The organism is Citricoccus sp. (assembly GCF_032154715.1).
Taxonomy (GTDB): domain Bacteria; phylum Actinomycetota; class Actinomycetes; order Actinomycetales; family Micrococcaceae; genus Citricoccus.
On record NZ_JALDXU010000076.1, the window covers coordinates 1 to 15918 of the forward strand.

At 66.4% G+C, this 15918-nt stretch carries 16 protein-coding genes; 10 read left to right on the forward strand and 6 right to left on the reverse strand.

What is annotated here, in order from left to right; all coding sequences use genetic code 11:
* The 4 genes from RUH65_RS11955 to RUH65_RS11970 all read right to left on the reverse strand — a co-directional run.
* The coding region (locus RUH65_RS11955; RefSeq protein WP_313817673.1) for a choice-of-anchor G family protein at window positions 1–2196 on the reverse strand (2196 nt) is incomplete at its 3' end.
* Window positions 2197–2676: 480 nt separating this feature from the next.
* A complete protein-coding gene (locus RUH65_RS11960) occupies window positions 2677–3567 on the reverse strand; it encodes an SGNH/GDSL hydrolase family protein (protein ID WP_313817674.1) in 891 nt (296 codons plus the stop codon).
* An 80-nt stretch (window positions 3568–3647) separates the two neighbouring features.
* Window positions 3648–4583: a LysR family transcriptional regulator gene (locus RUH65_RS11965; protein WP_313817675.1), complete on the reverse strand. Its 936-nt coding sequence runs from the start codon at window positions 4581–4583 to the stop codon at window positions 3648–3650.
* 106 nt (window positions 4584–4689) lie between these two features.
* On the reverse strand, window positions 4690–6063 hold the full coding sequence (locus RUH65_RS11970; RefSeq protein WP_313817676.1) for an MFS transporter: 1374 nt from the start codon (window positions 6061–6063) through the stop codon (window positions 4690–4692).
* A 138-nt stretch (window positions 6064–6201) separates the two neighbouring features.
* On the opposite strand from RUH65_RS11970, the gene RUH65_RS11975 reads away from it, so the two are divergent.
* The 7 genes from RUH65_RS11975 (at window position 6202) to coaA (ending at window position 13448) form a co-directional block, all read left to right on the forward strand.
* Complete coding sequence (locus RUH65_RS11975) at window positions 6202–7104, forward strand: LysR family transcriptional regulator (protein ID WP_313817677.1); 903 nt, start codon at window positions 6202–6204, stop codon at window positions 7102–7104.
* A gap of 181 nt (window positions 7105–7285) precedes the next feature.
* Window positions 7286–8593 (forward strand): NAD(P)/FAD-dependent oxidoreductase, encoded by a 1308-nt coding sequence (locus RUH65_RS11980; protein ID WP_313817678.1) that lies wholly within the window; start codon window positions 7286–7288, stop codon window positions 8591–8593.
* A gap of 51 nt (window positions 8594–8644) precedes the next feature.
* On the forward strand, window positions 8645–9067 hold the full coding sequence (locus RUH65_RS11985) for a RidA family protein (protein WP_313817679.1): 423 nt from the start codon (window positions 8645–8647) through the stop codon (window positions 9065–9067).
* Window positions 9064–9735, forward strand: coding sequence for a DUF1028 domain-containing protein (locus RUH65_RS11990; RefSeq protein WP_313817681.1), 672 nt, complete (start codon window positions 9064–9066; stop codon window positions 9733–9735). The genes RUH65_RS11985 and RUH65_RS11990 overlap by 4 nt, the downstream gene beginning before the upstream one ends.
* Window positions 9722–10879, forward strand: coding sequence for a M20 family metallopeptidase (locus RUH65_RS11995; RefSeq protein ID WP_396180159.1), 1158 nt, complete (start codon window positions 9722–9724; stop codon window positions 10877–10879). Before RUH65_RS11990 ends, RUH65_RS11995 begins: the two co-directional genes overlap by 14 nt.
* Window positions 10876–12303 (forward strand): aspartate ammonia-lyase, encoded by a 1428-nt coding sequence (locus tag RUH65_RS12000; protein WP_313817682.1) that lies wholly within the window; start codon window positions 10876–10878, stop codon window positions 12301–12303. Before RUH65_RS11995 ends, RUH65_RS12000 begins: the two co-directional genes overlap by 4 nt.
* A 149-nt stretch (window positions 12304–12452) precedes the next feature.
* Complete coding sequence (gene coaA / locus RUH65_RS12005) at window positions 12453–13448, forward strand: type I pantothenate kinase (RefSeq protein ID WP_396180163.1); 996 nt, start codon at window positions 12453–12455, stop codon at window positions 13446–13448.
* Here the strand turns inward: coaA and RUH65_RS12010 are convergent.
* The gene (locus tag RUH65_RS12010) at window positions 13420–13728 is read right to left on the reverse strand and encodes a hypothetical protein (RefSeq protein WP_313817683.1); all 309 of its coding nucleotides are present in this window, start codon (window positions 13726–13728) and stop codon (window positions 13420–13422) included. The genes coaA and RUH65_RS12010 overlap by 29 nt on opposite strands.
* On the opposite strand from RUH65_RS12010, the gene RUH65_RS12015 reads away from it, so the two are divergent.
* Window positions 13721–14275 (forward strand): M15 family metallopeptidase, encoded by a 555-nt coding sequence (locus tag RUH65_RS12015; protein ID WP_313817685.1) that lies wholly within the window; start codon window positions 13721–13723, stop codon window positions 14273–14275. The two genes, RUH65_RS12010 and RUH65_RS12015, sit on opposite strands and share 8 nt — an antisense overlap.
* 54 nt (window positions 14276–14329) lie before the next feature.
* On the opposite strand, the gene RUH65_RS12020 is transcribed toward RUH65_RS12015, so the two are convergent.
* Complete coding sequence (locus RUH65_RS12020) at window positions 14330–14497, reverse strand: hypothetical protein (RefSeq protein WP_313817686.1); 168 nt, start codon at window positions 14495–14497, stop codon at window positions 14330–14332.
* A 308-nt stretch (window positions 14498–14805) separates the two neighbouring features.
* Between RUH65_RS12020 and RUH65_RS12025 the strand changes: the two genes are divergently transcribed.
* Window positions 14806–15357, forward strand: a complete 552-nt coding sequence (locus RUH65_RS12025; RefSeq protein WP_313817687.1) for a hypothetical protein — start codon at window positions 14806–14808, stop codon at window positions 15355–15357.
* Between the two features lie 102 nt (window positions 15358–15459).
* Window positions 15460–15885 carry a large conductance mechanosensitive channel protein MscL gene (gene mscL, locus RUH65_RS12030; protein WP_313817689.1) on the forward strand — a complete coding sequence of 142 codons (426 nt, stop codon included), beginning with the start codon at window positions 15460–15462 and terminating at the stop codon, window positions 15883–15885.
* Window positions 15886–15918 lie beyond the last annotated feature (33 nt).

The following is a 15918-nucleotide window of genomic DNA, read 5'->3' on the forward strand; positions in this document are numbered from 1 at the left end:
GTTCACCTCAGTGTTGTCAGCCGTGTTATCGGCAGCGTTCACCTCAGTGTTGTCAGCCGTGTTATCGGCAGCGTTCACCTCAGTGTTGTCACCAGTGTTGTCCGCCGTGTTATCGGCCGTGTTCGCGTCCTGCACCTGCAGCGGCGCTGTGTCGGAGAAGTCACCGGACACACCCTCGGCCTCATAAGCACCGGGCTCGGTACCCTCAGGAACAGTGAGAGACGTCTCGAAGTCACCGTTCTCGTCCGTGGTCACCGTCGTAGCAGTCCCCGGAACCGGGTTACCTTCGGGGTCCAGAAGCTGGACGTCCACCTCCGCGTTCGGGGGGTAGCCGGTCCCGCCCACAGTGACCGTATCGCCGGGCAAGGCGGTATCCGGCGTTACAACCAACTCAGGAGTGTCCTGCACCTGCAGAGGTGCCGTATCGGTCACGTCACCGGACACGCCCTCGGCCTCGTAGTCGCCAGGAGCGGCGTCTGCGGGGACGGTGATGGGCGTGGTGAAGGAGCCGTTCTCGTCCGTGGTCACCGTGGTCGCGGTGCCCGGAACCGGGTTGCCGTCCGGGTCCAGGAGCTGGACGTCTACTTCAGCGTTCGGCGGGTAGTTGGTCCCCGCGACCGTGACCTCATCACCGGGAAGGGCGGTCCCCGGCGTCACCGTCAGTTCCGCTGCGACCTGCGAGACGCGCACGGTCGAGGATGCCAGGTTGATGTCCACGGCCTGCGTGCTGGGCAGCAGTTCCAGGCTCACGGCATTGACGGTCAGGGAGTCGTCTCCCAGAACGCCCCGCCGGGTCTGCTCGTTGATGGTGATCTCCACGATCTCATCGAGGACGCCCGTCAAGACCGGATCCAGAGTGCCGATCAACGGATCGACCACACCGGTCACCGTGCCGGCGATCTCATCCACACCCGCGGTCAAGATCGGGCCCAAGCCGTTTGCCAGCGGCGTCAGCAAAGCACCCTGCAGGAAGTTCACCACTGGATTGAGAACGGTGCCCAGAGGAAGCCCGAGCAGATCAAGGTCGAGCGTGATCTCGGGTTCACCCGAGGTGGTCCCTGCCAACTGGCCTAGGGTGCCGTTGACCAGGACCTCGCCGTTAGCCGCCGGGACAAGACCGCCCAACAGGGATAGCTCGATCGGGAGCGCGATGTTGACCTCCACCGCGTTCAGAACTTCGGTAACGGTCTCGGTGACCTTCCCGGACACACTGCCCAGGGCACCAGCGATCGCGTCGGTCACCAGGCCGATGGTCTCCGTGGTCAGGACCGATGTGTTCGGGGCCAGACCGTTGAGTCCACCGTCGGTACCGGAGACCAACTGCGAGAGGTTGACCGCAATGGTCCCGTCCGCGAGTGAGATGGAGACCAGACCGTTCTCGTCGACCAACGGTTCAGCCAACAGGGTTGTTGCAGCCTGGTCCAGTGCGGCATCCAGGCCGTTGACCCCCGCGGTGCCACCACTCAGGTCCAGGTTTGCCACCAGGGGAATGTTGATCTCCGTGGCGAGAGCCGAGACGGTACTGCCGATGAGCCCTTCGGAACCCACCAGGGCATCCACCAAGTCACCGGCACCGGTGATGGTGGTCCGGAGATCGGTGGCCAGAGCCCCCACTAGCGGGCTGTCGATGACGAGGTTGCCATCGGCCACCACGTAGTTCGACGTCGGATCGGCAGGCGCGGTCTGCGAGGTCGTGGAGGCGACCGCGCCGAGCTCGAGGCTGATCTCCTGCACGATCTCATCGGTCAGGCCATCCACACCGAGCTGGTCCAGCAGGTCGGTGAGGTTGACGGTGGTGTTGGCCGCCGGACCGGCGGCTTCCGCCACGTCCAGACTGACGGCGCCGTTCTCCCCGACCACGCCGGCACTCGCCGTGGACGAGCCCACGGTGGGAGAGGAAGCGTAAGAGCTGAGCGCCCCCAGCTCACCGATCTGCAGCAGCCCCGGGGTCCCCTCGGATCCCACGACCGGTAGCTGAAGTGCCCCGAGGTCAATGTTGAGCGCCTCCAACAGTGCGGCGTCGACGGTACCGGTAGCCGGGCCGACCTCACTGGGATTGCCGCTGGCTGCCTGTCCGACGGCGGCCAGGTCGGAAGCGAACAGCGACGAGTCGATGATCCGGGCCAACGCCTCGGAATCGTCTGACGGGGCGGCCTGCGCCGCACTCACCGGGGCTGCGATGACCGCTACGGTCACGGCTCCCGCCGCGAGGGCTCTCAATCTACGTTTTGGTGTTTGGACCTGCTCTTGCGCCATGTAATCCCCACTCTCAAAGGTGCAATAGATGATCGCCTCCGGCACAAAGGGATGAGGCCAAGACACATCAGGATGTCAGCAGGGTGTGCGGACGCGTGTCATGACCGTCCTTGAGGACGGAGACATAGCGGCATCCTAACCAGAAATGTGACGTTACTCACCGGTAGGACAAGTAACTTTACAAACGCCTCTTGAACCTGACATGCAACCAGTTTCATTGGCGATTGATTAATATTCTCCGCATATTAATGAGGGGTCACGGCTCCGCCCTGCTCGACGCATCCGAGAGCTTCGGCAGCGGCCACTGAGAAGTGATCACATCGGCGGGGCAAGTGAAAAGCCCGGACCCCATGAGTGGGGTCCGGGCTTTCGCCACATTCGGGCGCGATCACAACCGAGAGTCTCGATCGGCAGAGCGATTCAGTCTGCGAAGTACCCGCTGACGGCTTCCGCCCAGAGCTGGTGGCCGTCCTCGTTCGGGTTGACCTCGTCCGCCAGTAGGGACTCCCAGTCACCGGAGTCCTCGAAGGCACCCTCGATGTTGATCACCGGCAGCTCACGCTCTTCGGCAGCAGCGCGCATGGCGTCCCGGTTCGTATCCGCGTAGCCGACCCACGTGGGCTGCGCCGGGTTCTGTGCGGTGAGGACCACGGGCGCGGCATCCTCTGCACCGGCATCCAGGGTGTTGAGCAGTTCCTCCAGTGAGGAGGCCACGGACTCCGGGTCACCCCAGTGCCCATAGTTCAGGATCGTCAGGTCGGCCTCGGGTTCGATCATGCCGTCCAACTCCAGCGGGAAGCCAGGGGTGCCCTCGGCCGCGGAGCCGTTCCAGATGGTGATGGCCCGATCGCCCTCGCCGTAGGTGCGAGGCTCCACATACCAGGTCCCCGCCTCGGGGTTCCAGGTGTGGACCGTCACCGCGGCGTCCCCGCCGAGTTCCTCGGCCCAGCGGTACACCCATTCACTGCTGGTGTTGGACGTGGAGTCCCCGAGCACGTTGATGACGGAGTCGTCACCGCGGTTGACCACGGCCTGGGCCGCTGCGGTGACCGCGTCGACCGCATTTTCAGGCACCTCTTCGGACGCCTCCGATGCGGTGGGACTGGCCGAGGGACTTACCGAGGGCTCGACGGTCGCCGCCGGGGGCTCTGCAGCAGGGGCGGAGACATTGCTCTCGCGCGCCGCCTCAGCGTCGGTGCGGTAATCCTGCTGCTGGGTGAACAGGACCACCAGCAAGGCCACAATGGCCAACACCAGGACCACCAGTGCCGCCCATTGAAGCTTCGACGTTTCACCCAATTTTTCTCTCACAAGGGCCGATCCTACCGGCAGGGAAAGCCCTGAGCGCGACCTTTGAGCGGGACAGAGGACAAGGCAGCTCGGAGCGTTGGCTACCGTTCGGCCGCAGGGTAGTACCTCGGGCTGGTGGACAGGACTTCCGCGGCTTGGCGCAGGAAGAGCTGGACCCGTTGGCTGTGGTTCCGATGTCCCGGTGTGACCGCCACGATGTCCAGCGCCTCGGGGTGGCCATCCAGTTCCACAGCGGCATAGTCGAGTCCTTCCAGGCTGGCCATGTGCCTGGCCCTCTGGCTGAGCAATGAGCACCCCAGCCCTTGAGCCACCAGCCCCCTCAGCACCTCGAAGCTCGCGGTGCGGAAGCGGACTGTGGGGGCCAGTCCAGCGGCCGAGAACAGGGACAGGAAATACTCACCGGCGGGCTCGAGATCGAAGAGGATGAACGGTTCCTGAGCCAGATCCACCAAGGAGACCTCCCCCGCCGTGGCCCGGTGGTGTTCCGCGGGAAGCAGCGCATAGGGTCGAACGGATCCCAGGGGCACCACGTTGCCCACCTCCGTCAGCTCGTCACCGAACCGGTAGTCGTACATCACCGCCACGTCGCATTCGCCCTTCATCAGCTGGCGTAGCAGATCACTGCGGGACCCCTCGGAGAACCGGATCTCGATGGCTGGGTGGGATTCCGCGAACTCGGCCACGAGGCGAGGCATGAGCACGGGAGCGATGGTGGCATAGCAACCGATGTGCAAGGTCCCGGTGAGTTCCTGACCCAGCCGCCCGGCATTGTGTTCGAGGTTGTCCACATCCCTCAACAGCTGCCGGGCATGCGCCAGGATCGACTGGCCGTCCCTCGTCAGCACGAGCCCCCGGGCCTGCCGGATGAACAGCTGGACTTTCAGCGCCTTCTCCAGATCGGAGACGGCCGTGGACACCGCGGACTGAGAGAGATGGAGTTGCTGGGCGGCGGCCGTGACCGTGCCGAGTTCAGCGACCGCCGCGAAGTGCTCCAGCTGCCTGAAGGTGATGGTCATTCCCGGCTCCTCGGTCAGGAGGTGGACGTCTGGACACGGACCGACCCGGCCGTCGACGAGGAGTCGACAGCCGGGTCCAGTGGCCCGCACCTAGCGTAGGTGCAGGCTAGGCCCGGGCGGTGTCCGGCTTCGCCTCCTCCGCGTCCTTCGAGAAGGCCCGCGCCGGAGCCCGGTCAGAATCGTGCAGCAGGTCCACCCCGCGGGTCTCGGGCATGGTGTACAAGGTCACCAGGCCGATCAATCCGACGACCATCAGGGTGAACGCCGGCACCATGTTGTTCCCCGTGAGGTCGATCAGCCAGGTGTTGATGTAGGGCAGCGTGCCGGCGAAGAACGCCCCGGCGATGCTGTAGGCCATGGACAGACCGCTCTGCCGCGTGCGCGTGGGGAAGAGCTCGGCGACCGTCACAGCATGGGTGCCCAGGATGAGCGCCAGGATAGCGGCCAGCCCGAAGGTGGAGAAGAATCCGGCCAGCACCGATCCCTGGTTCATCAGCATGAAGAGCGGATAGGAGCCCAGGATGAGCAGGATGCCGGCGGTCACGAGGACGGGCTTCCGGCCGACTCGGTCGGAGACGATGCCGGACAGCGGGATGATCGCGATGGCCGTCAACGAGGCGACGGCGGACAGGACGGCCGCCTGGTCGTTGGGCATCCCCACCAATTGTTCTTGGTAGGTGATCAGATAGACCAGCACCACGTAGAAGGTGCAGTTCATGAAGATCTCGATGCCAATGGTCTGGAAGAACTGCTTGCTGTTGTGGCTGAAGACCTCCCGGATGGGAGCGGAGGACACGGTGTCCAGCTCCTGCAGGGCCTGGTATTCCGGGGTGTCCTCGATTTTGAGGCGGATGTAGAGGCCCACCAGGGCGAGCGGCACCGTCAGCAGGAACGGAATGCGCCAGCCCCAGGCGAGGACCTGCTCCGGGTCCAGCCAGAAGTGGAGCCCCGCGACCACCAGGGATGCCAGCAGGAAACCGAGGACGGAGCCGAACTCCAGCCAGGAGACGCCCAGACCACGCCGCTTGGTGGGTGCGTACTCGGCCAGGAAGGCCGCAGCCGAGCCGAACTCGCCACCGGCCGCGATCCCCTGGATGATGCGGGCCACCACCAGCAGGATCGGGGCGAGAATGCCGATCGATTCATAAGAGGGGATCAGACCGAGCAGCAGAGTGCCGGCAGCCATGGTGACGATCACGATCGACAGGGTCTTCTTGCGCCCGTACCGGTCCCCGAGATGGCCGAAGATGAGGGACCCGATGGGCCTCACGAAGAAGGCGACGGCGAAGACCGCGAAGACCGACAGCAGACCCGCCGCCCCATCCTGGGAGGGGAAGAAGATCACCGCGATCGTGGTCGCCAGATAAGCGTAGATCGCCCAGTCGAACCAGTGGACCAGGACGCCGATGGCTCCGGCGACGACGTTGCGTTTGAGTCCTGTCTTGGCGACCTGGCGGTCGGCTTCGGAAGTGCGGGACATGATGTTCTCCCTTGATCGGGTGCGTAGTGCCCAGAAGCTTGGGAATCAGGCTAAGTCTGTGAATGGTGTCACTACCATCGATATCTTTCGAGAGGTACCTCACTAAAATCGAAACCTCGGGTGACTATGCTCGTGGCCATGGCGAAAGCACCGTCCGACCTCACACTCAACCAAGTGAGGTACTTCGTGCGCGTTGCGGAGCTCGGCTCCATGACGGAAACGGCCGCCGAGATGTTCGTCGCGCAGTCGGCCATCTCCACGGCCATCGCGCACCTGGAGACCACCCTGGGTCACAAGCTGTTCGTCCGCCAACGCTCGCGTGGAGTGGTCCTGACCGAGCAGGGCACCACGTTCTATGCGGCCGCACAGACCATCCTCCGATCCGTCGATGATGCGGTCCATTCCCTCAGCCCTGAACGACTCACGGGGCAGCTGGCAGCCGGATGCTTCACCACCCTGGCACCCTTTTGGTTGCCGACGATCTATGAGGACCTGACGTCGGCACATCCGGCCCTCGACGTCCGGCTCCGTGAAGTCACCGGCGACCAGGTGGAGCAACTCCTTCTCCGCCGGGAACTGGAAGTGGCCTTGACCTACAGCTTCGACTACGGCCGCAGCATCGACTTCGAACGGCTCAGCGAAGCACCGGTGTACGCGGCCGTGGGGGAAGGCAGCCACCTGGCCGGCCGCTCCACGGTGTCGCTCGAAGAGCTCGCCGACGAACCACTCATCCTGCTGAACATGGGCAAGAGCGCCAACTACTTCCTGTCGATCTTCCAGGACGCGCACCTGCAGCCCCGGGTCCACGAGAGATTCGAGAGCTTCGAGGTGGTGCGCTCCATGGTGGCTCGCGGTCACGGATACACCATCCTGAACCAGCGCCCCGCTCACGACCTCACCAACGACGGCGGCCGCATCGTCCGGCTGCCCATCGACGGCGTGCGCTCGTACTTGCAGATCGGGGTGGCACATCGCGCCGACGAGTCGCTGTCCCGCAAGGGCGAGGTCTTCATCGAGGCCTGCCGTTCAATTCTCGGCTGACCGCTCCCCTCCCAGATCCGCGCAAACGATGCAGCGCACGTCACTGAATCTGTTTATCCGATGCAGATCCTCACTTACGAGTATTTGCTATCGATGTGGACCCTTCGGAGACTGAGTACCACTCAGCAGCGAAAACCGTGGTCCTCATCACTTGAGTGGGGTCAGTCAACCGGAGGTATGCATGTCGACCCAAGACACCGAGGTACTCATCGTGGGGGCCGGTCAGGCCGGCGTGGCCATGAGCGAACATTTGACCAGCCAGGGCGTCCCGCACCTGGTCCTGGAACGCCATCGCATCGCCGAACGGTGGCGGACGGAACGGTGGGACTCCCTCGTCGCGAACGGGCCGGTCTGGCACGATCGTTTCCCCGGCATGGAGTTCCAGGACGTGGACCCGGATGGGTTCGCCACCAAGGAGCAGGTGGCCGACTACCTGGCGTCCTATGCCGAGCGCTTCGACGCACCGATCCGCACCGGGGTGGAGGTCACGGCCGTCCGCAAGAACGAGGGCCGGCCAGGCTTCACGGCCGAAACGTCCATCGGCACCGTTCGGGCACGCTACGTGGTGGCGGCCACCGGCCCCTTCCAGAAGCCCGTCATCCCCGCCGTGGTCCCGGAGAGTTCCGGCCTCACGCAGATCCATTCGAGTTCCTACCGCAACCCCGAGCAGCTGCCCGAGGGAGGCGTGCTGGTGGTCGGCGCGGGTTCCTCCGGCGTGCAGATCGCGGCCGAGCTCCGGGCCTCCGGACGGCAGACCTACCTGGCCGTGGGGCCCCATGACCGGCCCCCGCGCAGCTACCGCGGCCGCGACTTCGTGTGGTGGCTGGGCGTGCTGAACAAGTGGGAGGCCTCCGCGCCGCCACAGGGCGCGGAGCACGTCACGATTGCCGTCAGCGGCGCCGACGGTGGGCACACGGTGGACTTCCGCGACCTGGCCCACAGTGGGATCACCCTCGTGGGCCGGGCCACCTCGTACCAGGACGGTGTCATGCATTTCGGTGCGGACCTCGCGGAGAACATCGCCCATGGCGATGCGAACTACCTGGCGCTACTTGACGAGGCCGACGAGTACATCGAACGCAATGGCCTGGACCTTCCCGAGGAGCCGGAGGCACGCCACCTCGGGTCCAGCCCTGACTGCGTTGAGCATCCCTTGCGGGAACTGGACCTCGACGCCGCTGGCATCACCTCGATCGTCTGGGCCACCGGGTTCTCCGTGGACTACGGCTGGCTGCACGCGGATGCCTTCGATCAGCACGGCAAGCCAGTGCATCAGCGCGGCGTCTCGGCGGAGCCCGGGGTGTACTTCCTGGGGTTGCCCTGGCAGTCCCGCCGCGGCTCCAGCTTCATCTGGGGCGTCTGGCATGACGCCAAGTACCTCGCGGACCACATCGCCATTCAGCGTGACTACAGCGCCTATCGCCCCTCTGGACCACCCACCACGGGCGAGTCTGCCGCGCGGCCGGTCTCGGCCGGCGTCGGCGCCTGACCCCACCGTCCGCACCCCACACCCGCTTGAGTCCACCAGGAGAGCACATCCATGAAGTACACGCGCATCCGTCCTTTCAACACCCGGGACACCTACCCGGAACAGAATCTCGACAATGACCTCTGCCAGGCCGTGGTGGCCGGTGGCGTGGTCTATCTCCGGGGACAGATCGGTCAGGACCTGGACACCCGCGAGTCGGTGGGTATCGGCGACGTCGAGGCCCAGACGGTCAAGGCCATGGACAACATCAAGATGCTCCTGGAAGAGGCCGGCGGTGAGATGGAGGACATCGTCAAAGTGACCGTGTACCTCACGGATGTCCGCTACCGCGAGACCGTCTACCGCACCATGGGCACCTACCTCAAGGGGGTCTTCCCCGTCTCCACCGGGATCGTGGTTCAGGCACTGGCCCGGCCCGAGTGGCTCGTGGAGATCGACGCCACCGCCGTCCTGTCCGAGGAGGGATCCAAGTGACCTTCTCGATCGCCGGGACCGACGGGTCCGGCCGGTTCGGCATGGCCGTCTCCTCGTCCTCCCCCGCCGTGGCGGCACGGTGCATCCACCTGCGTGACGGGGTGGGCGCCGTGAGTTCGCAGAACATCACCGACCCCCGGCTCGGTGGCGCCCTGCTGACCCTGCTCGAGGAGGGCCACGCGGCCCCGGAGGCACTGGAGGCGCTGGTGGCCGGCGAATCCACGCGGGAGTACCGTCAACTCGTGGTGCTGGATGCCGCCGGCCGGTCCGCCGTGCACAGCGGCGCGCACACCCTGGGTACCCATGCCGACGCCTCCGGGGCCGGTTGCGTCAGTGCCGGCAACATGTTGGCGAACGAGGACATCCCGCACGCTGCCTGCGACGCGTTCGCGCGCACCAGTGGGGACCTGGAGACACGGTTGATGGCTGGACTCGTGGCAGGAGTGGAAGCCGGCGGCGAAGAGGGGCCCGTCCGTTCGGCCGGCCTCTCCGTGGTCTCCGGCCACGGCTGGCGGGACACCGACCTGCGGGTGGACTGGCACGAGGATCCGATCGGCGAACTCGGCCGGCTGCTCCAGATTTGGCTGCCGCAACGCCAGGACTATGTGGTCCGCGGCCTGGACCCGGCAGCCTCCATCGGATACGGGGTACCCGGTGACGACCGCTGAGACCGCCGAGGCTGCGGACTCCCGTGTCCGTGACCGGGTCCACGAGGTAGCGCCGCAGCTGATCGCCCTGTCCGAACGGCTGCACGCCAGCCCTGAGCTCGGGTGGCAGGAACATCAGGCGGCCGCGTGGACCGCCGACGTCCTGGCCGCGCACGGATTCGAGGTCACCCGGAATTACCTCGACTTCCCGACGGCGATCCGCGCCGTGGTGGGGACGGGACGTCACCGCATCGGTCTGATGGCCGAATACGACGCGCTGCCCGGTCTGGGGCATGCCTGCGGACACAACATCATCACCGCGACCTCGGTCGGCGCGGCCATCGCGCTGGCCGGCGTTGCTGCGGAACGCGACCTGACCATCGAGGTCTATGGCACACCGGCCGAAGAGGGCGGCGGCGGCAAGATCGAGATGCTCAAGAAGGGAGCCTTCGCCGGCCTGGATCTGGCCATGATGGCCCACCCCAGCCCCGTCGACTCCGCAGAGGCCCGCCCCTACGCGGTGGCGCATTCCCACGTCAGCTATCACGGGAAGTCGGCCCATGCGGCGGCCTACCCGCACCGGGGTGTCAATGCCAACGACGCCTTTGTGATCGCGCAGGTCTCGATCGGTCTGCTCCGGCAGCAATTGCCGGCCGGAACCCGGGTGCACGGACTGCAGACGCGCGGCGGAGAGGCCCCCAACGCGATCCCGGAGGTCACCGAGGGCCGCTGGTATGTCCGCGCGGAGAACCTCGAGGACCTGCAGGAGCTGCAGGAGCGGGTGGAGCGCTGCTTCGAGGCCGGTGCCCACGCCACGGGCGCCGAGCTGAGCATCTCGCCGGAATCTGAACCCTATTCGGAGTTTCGCACAGACGAGCGCGCGCTCGAGCTGTACGTGAAGCACGCTCGCGCCCTCGGCCGGACCTTCGACGCCCCGCCGGAGCAGGCGACCATGAACCGCGCCTCCACGGACATGGGCAACGTGTCCCAGGTGGTGCCGGCCATCCACCCCTACATCGGCCTGGGCTGCTTCCCGGCCTCGAACCACCAGCCCGAGTTCGCGGCCCACTGCGTGGGCGAGGCCGCCAACCGGGCTATCACGGACGGTGCCACCGCATTGGCCCTCACTGCGATTGACTACATCGCTGAGTCAGGACGGTCATGAGCATGGAGCACCCACGAACGGACGGCCGCGCGCCGGACACCCGGACCGAGCGGGACAGCCTGGGCACCCGGGACGTGCCGCGGGAAGCCTACTGGGGAATCTCCGCGCTACGGGCGGTGGAGAACTTCCCCATGACGGGGCGAGGCGTCGGGACACTGCGCTCGATGGTCTGGGCGCTGGGAACGATCAAGCACGCCGCAGCCACCGCGAACGAGCAACTGAACCTGCTTCCCGCCACGGTGGCACAGGCGATCCGTGCGGCCGCCGAAGAGGTGATGGGGGGACTGCACGACGACCAGTTCGTCGTCGATCTCATCCAGGGCGGTGCCGGCACCAGCACCAACATGAACGCGAACGAGGTCCTGGCCAATAGGGCCTTGGAAATCCTCGGCCGCCCCAAGGGCGACTACGCAGTGGTCCATCCGATCGACCACGTCAACCGCAGCCAGTCCACCAACGACGTGTATCCGACGGCGGCGAAGATGGCGTTGGCGGTCGAGATCGAGGGACTTCAGTCCGAGCACCGGCTCCTCAGCGAGGCCTTCGATCGCAAAGCCGGTGAGTTCAAGGGAATCTACAAGGTCGGACGCACTCAGCTGCAGGATGCTGTGCCGATGACCCTCGGCCAGGAGTTCCGGGCCTTTGCGGCCACCTTGCGGGAAGACCACGCCCGGCTCGGAGAGTTCCGGGCGTACCTGCTGGAGACCAATCTCGGGGCGACCGCCATCGGCACCGGCATCACCGCCTCCCCGGACTACCGCCAGCTGGTGGTCAGTGAGCTGCGCCGGGTCAGTGGACTTCCTGTGGTCTCCGCTGAGAATCTGATGGAAGCCACGTCAGACGCCGGCGTCTTCATCCTGATCTCCGGGATGCTCAAGCGTACGGCGGTCAAACTCTCCAAGATCTGCAACGACCTTCGGCTGCTGTCCTCCGGGCCTCAGGGCGGCTTCGGTGAGATCACCCTGCCAGCCGTGCAGGCCGGATCCTCGATCATGCCCGGCAAAGTCAATCCGGTGATTCCCGAGGTGGTTAACCAGGTCGCCTTCCGGGTGGTCGGTGCCGACGCTGCCGTGACGATGGCCGTGGAAGCGGGGCAACTGCAGCTCAACGCCTTCGAGCCGCTCATGGTCCACGAGTTGTTCGAAAGTGTTGGGCTCCTGACCAGTGCCTGCCGCCAACTCCGGATGCGCTGCGTTGAGGGCATTGAACCGAACAGGCCCGTCTTGGCCGCACGCATGCACGAGTCGGTCAGCATGGTGACCGGTTTGGCGCCTCATCTGGGGTATGGAAAAGCGGCCGAACTGGCCCAGGTCGCGCTGCTGGAGCATCGGAGCATCCTCGACGTCGCCCAGGAGAGTGGCCTCCTCAGCCGTGAGGAATTGGACCGGGCCGTCGACTTGGCGCTGTTGGCCAATGACCGGTAGAGCTCCTGCCCGGCCCTGGCCGGCTCACTCACGGGAGCCCCGGCCGGGGCGCGCCATGACCCAGGACACGGTCCGGCCCGCCCAGGATGGATAATGGGTGGGTGAATCCACCCGACGCCGCCGGCTCCGGACTCCCACAGGCCACGCCTGTGACCCCGACCGGCCCCGCCAGCTGGGCAGGCTCCCCACCGGAGCCCGCCGACTCCGAGAACCACTATTCCCCCTTCGTGGAGCTGGAGCGGGACACCTGGGCTCGGCTGGCCAATGAGATGGAACAGCCCTTCGACCAGTCTGACATCGAGCGGCTGCGTGGCATCGGCGAGCACCTCTCCCTGCGTGAGGTCGCCGAGGTCTACCTGCCGCTCTCCCGGCTGCTGAGCATCCAGGTGGATGCGGCCGCCCATCTGCGGCGGGCCTCCAACGAGTTCCTCGGTGAGTCCACCCGGCGCACGCCCTTCGTGATCGGCGTGGCCGGTTCGGTCGCCGTCGGGAAATCCACCACGGCCCGCGTGCTCCAGGAGATGCTGCGCCGCTGGCCCAACACCCCCCGCGTGGAGCTGCTCACCACGGACGGCTTCCTCTACCCCAATGCCGAGCTGGAACGCCGTGGCCTCATGCAGCGTAAGGGATTCCCGGAATCCTATGACCGACGCCGGCTGATGCGCTTCGTGGCCGACATCAAGTCGGGTGCCCCGGAGGTCCGGGCCCCCATGTACTCCCATCTCACCTATGACATCCTTCCGCACGAGGAAGTGGTGGTGCACCGCCCGGACGTGCTCATCATCGAGGGACTCAACGTCCTCGCCCCGCCCCGGGTCCGTTCCGATGGCACCGCGGGCCTGAGCGTCTCCGACTTCTTCGACTACTCCATCTACGTGGACGCCAAGACCACTGCCATCCGCCAGTGGTACACCGAACGGTTCATGCGCCTGCGCTCCGGGGCCTTCGCGGATCCGAAGAGCTACTTCCACCGCTACTCCACCCTGTCCGACGCCGAGGCGATCGCCACCTCCTCGGACATCTGGGACCGCATCAACGGGCCGAACCTCACCCAGAACGTGCTGCCCACCCGCGGCCGCGCCAAGCTGGTCATGACCAAGGACGTGGGCCACACCGTCACCCGCGTGCTCCTCCGGAAGGTCTGACCATGCACAACAGCCGCTCTCTCCTGACCGTCGGCGTCCTGGCCCTGTTGCTGACCGGCTGTTCGACGACGGACGAGCCGCCGAGCGGGTCCGCCACTAGCAGTCCCACAGTCTCCACGTCGAACAGCGCCACAGCTGCCCCAACGGTGTCCGTCTCGCCGCCGGTCATGTCGAGCCCGGCCACCTCGTCCGCCTCGCCGGAGACGCCCACAGCCAGCGCCGTGCCCGACGAGTCGACGATGGACCACGGGTCCCCCGACTCGCTCCACGTTATGGTCAACAAACTCCATCCCCTGGAACCAGCCGACTACGCACCGCAGGACCTGCGCGTGCCGGACGTGCCGGCGTCGAAGGCCTCGATGGAACTCCGGGACGAGGCAGCCACAGCGGCCGAAGAACTGTTCGCCGCGGCGGCCGACGACGGCGTGGACCTGACCTTGGTCAGCGCCTACCGCTCCTACGGTTACCAGCAGGGCACCTACGGCGGCTGGGTGGAGCGCTATGGCCAGGCCGAGGCAGACCGCATCTCCGCCCGACCGGGCTACTCGGAGCACCAGACCGGCCTGGCCATGGACGTGGGCGCCGCGGACGGCGCCTGCACGCTCGAGCAGTGCTTCGGGGACACCCCGGAAGGCGCCTGGGTGGCCGAGCACGCCGCCGAGCACGGATGGATCATCCGCTACCCGGACGGCGCCGAGGACGTCACCGGGTACTCCCCCGAGCCGTGGCACCTGCGGTACGTGGGCACCGAGGCCGCGGCCGGCGTCGTGCGTTCCGGCGGAGTGCTGGAGACCGCCTGGGGTCTCGCCCCGGCTCCCGGCTACTGACGCCCGCCGGCGGCGATCAACGGGTCATTCGGGTGGCCCCGATTGCCGGTCCCTTCAGGTCCAGGGCTCCAGCTCCTCGTCCGCGTAGTACATCTGCTGCGCGCCCGTGAAGCGCACCAGGTACTGGTCCTTCTCCCCGTAGTACCAGACCACCACCCCGTAGATGCCCTTCAGTGGGCCGCCCTTCGTGCGGACACCGTCACCGATCTCAAACTGGCGCATGATCATGTTCCCCCTTCATCCGGGTCTTCCTGGCTGCTAACAGGCTCCCCGCAGACGCCGGCCACCGGTAGTGCGCGCCGGTCACCGAAGCGCATGACTCGTGTCATGCCGGGACCGGTGCCGGAGCGGTGCGCCGCCGCGGCACCACCCCTTGACCAAACCGTAGCCAACCGCCGGCCAGTGGACGGATTTGGGCGCCGAATCGCAACGCTCAGTGAGCCCGCCCACACTGTCCCTCCACCGCCGCCGAGCGCACAATTCTTCCACTTGGCGCTGCAATTGCGGTGCCCCGGGAAGAAGGCACGGCCATGAAGAAACCACTTGCAACCCTCGGGACCTTCATCCTCGCCGTGGGACTCGCCACGGGCATGAGTGCGGCCGCCCCACCCCCTGCGGCAGCAGCCCCGTACTGCGGCATCACGTGGGGCTCCACCGCCAAGTCCGTCTCCACCATGTCCAGCGCCCAGGTCACCCGGGTCCGCACCGGGCGGCACGAGTGCTACGACCGGCTGGTGGTGGACCTGAACTACAAGGTCAAGGGCTATGCGACGCGCTACGGATCCATCCAGGAGGTCGGCACCGGCACCCATATCCCGATGATCGGACGGGACTTGAGCATTACCGTCTACGCCAACGCCTACACCTCCACCGGCCGGCCCACCTACAACCCGTCCAACTGGGACAGCGTGGCCAACGTGGCCGGGTACTCCACCTTCCGGCAGGTGGCCTACGGCGGCAGCTTCGAGGGCCACACCGTCTTCGGCATCGGCAACCGCGCCCAGTTGCCGTACCGGGTGATGATTCTCGACGGCCCGGGCTCCGGCTCGCGGCTCGTCGTGGACGTGGCGCACCGGTGGTGATGCCCCTGACCTGCACGTCTCTGCGATAGAAAGACCGACGTCCCCGGCGTGTCACCCCCTCACGTGGCGACCGCCGGGGCCCGGCCGGTTTAGGTTGGGGCCATGCTCCAGGGATTCAGAGACTTCATCATGAAGGGCAACGTCGTTGATCTCGCCGTTGCCGTCGTCATCGGCTCCGCCTTCGGCGCCGTCGTCACCGCCATGGTCGATTCCGTGCTCATGCCGTTCATCTCCGGCGTGGTGGGATCACCGGACTTCGACTCGTTCGCCGTGGTCACCCTCAACGGCAATGACATCCGGTTCGGGGTGCTGCTGACCGCAATCGTCAACTTCCTGCTCATCGCCGCCGCCGTCTACTTCGTCATCGTGATGCCCATGAACAAGATGATCGCGATGCGCAACAAGAAGCTCGGCATCGACCCGGACGCCGTGGCGATCTCCGACGACGTCGTCCTCCTCACCGAGATCCGCGACCTGCTGGCCGCGAACCGCAGCGGCGGTGCCGTACCGCCGCGGACGGAGAACTGACCCACCGCCTGGCTCCCCGTCCCACCCACGCCC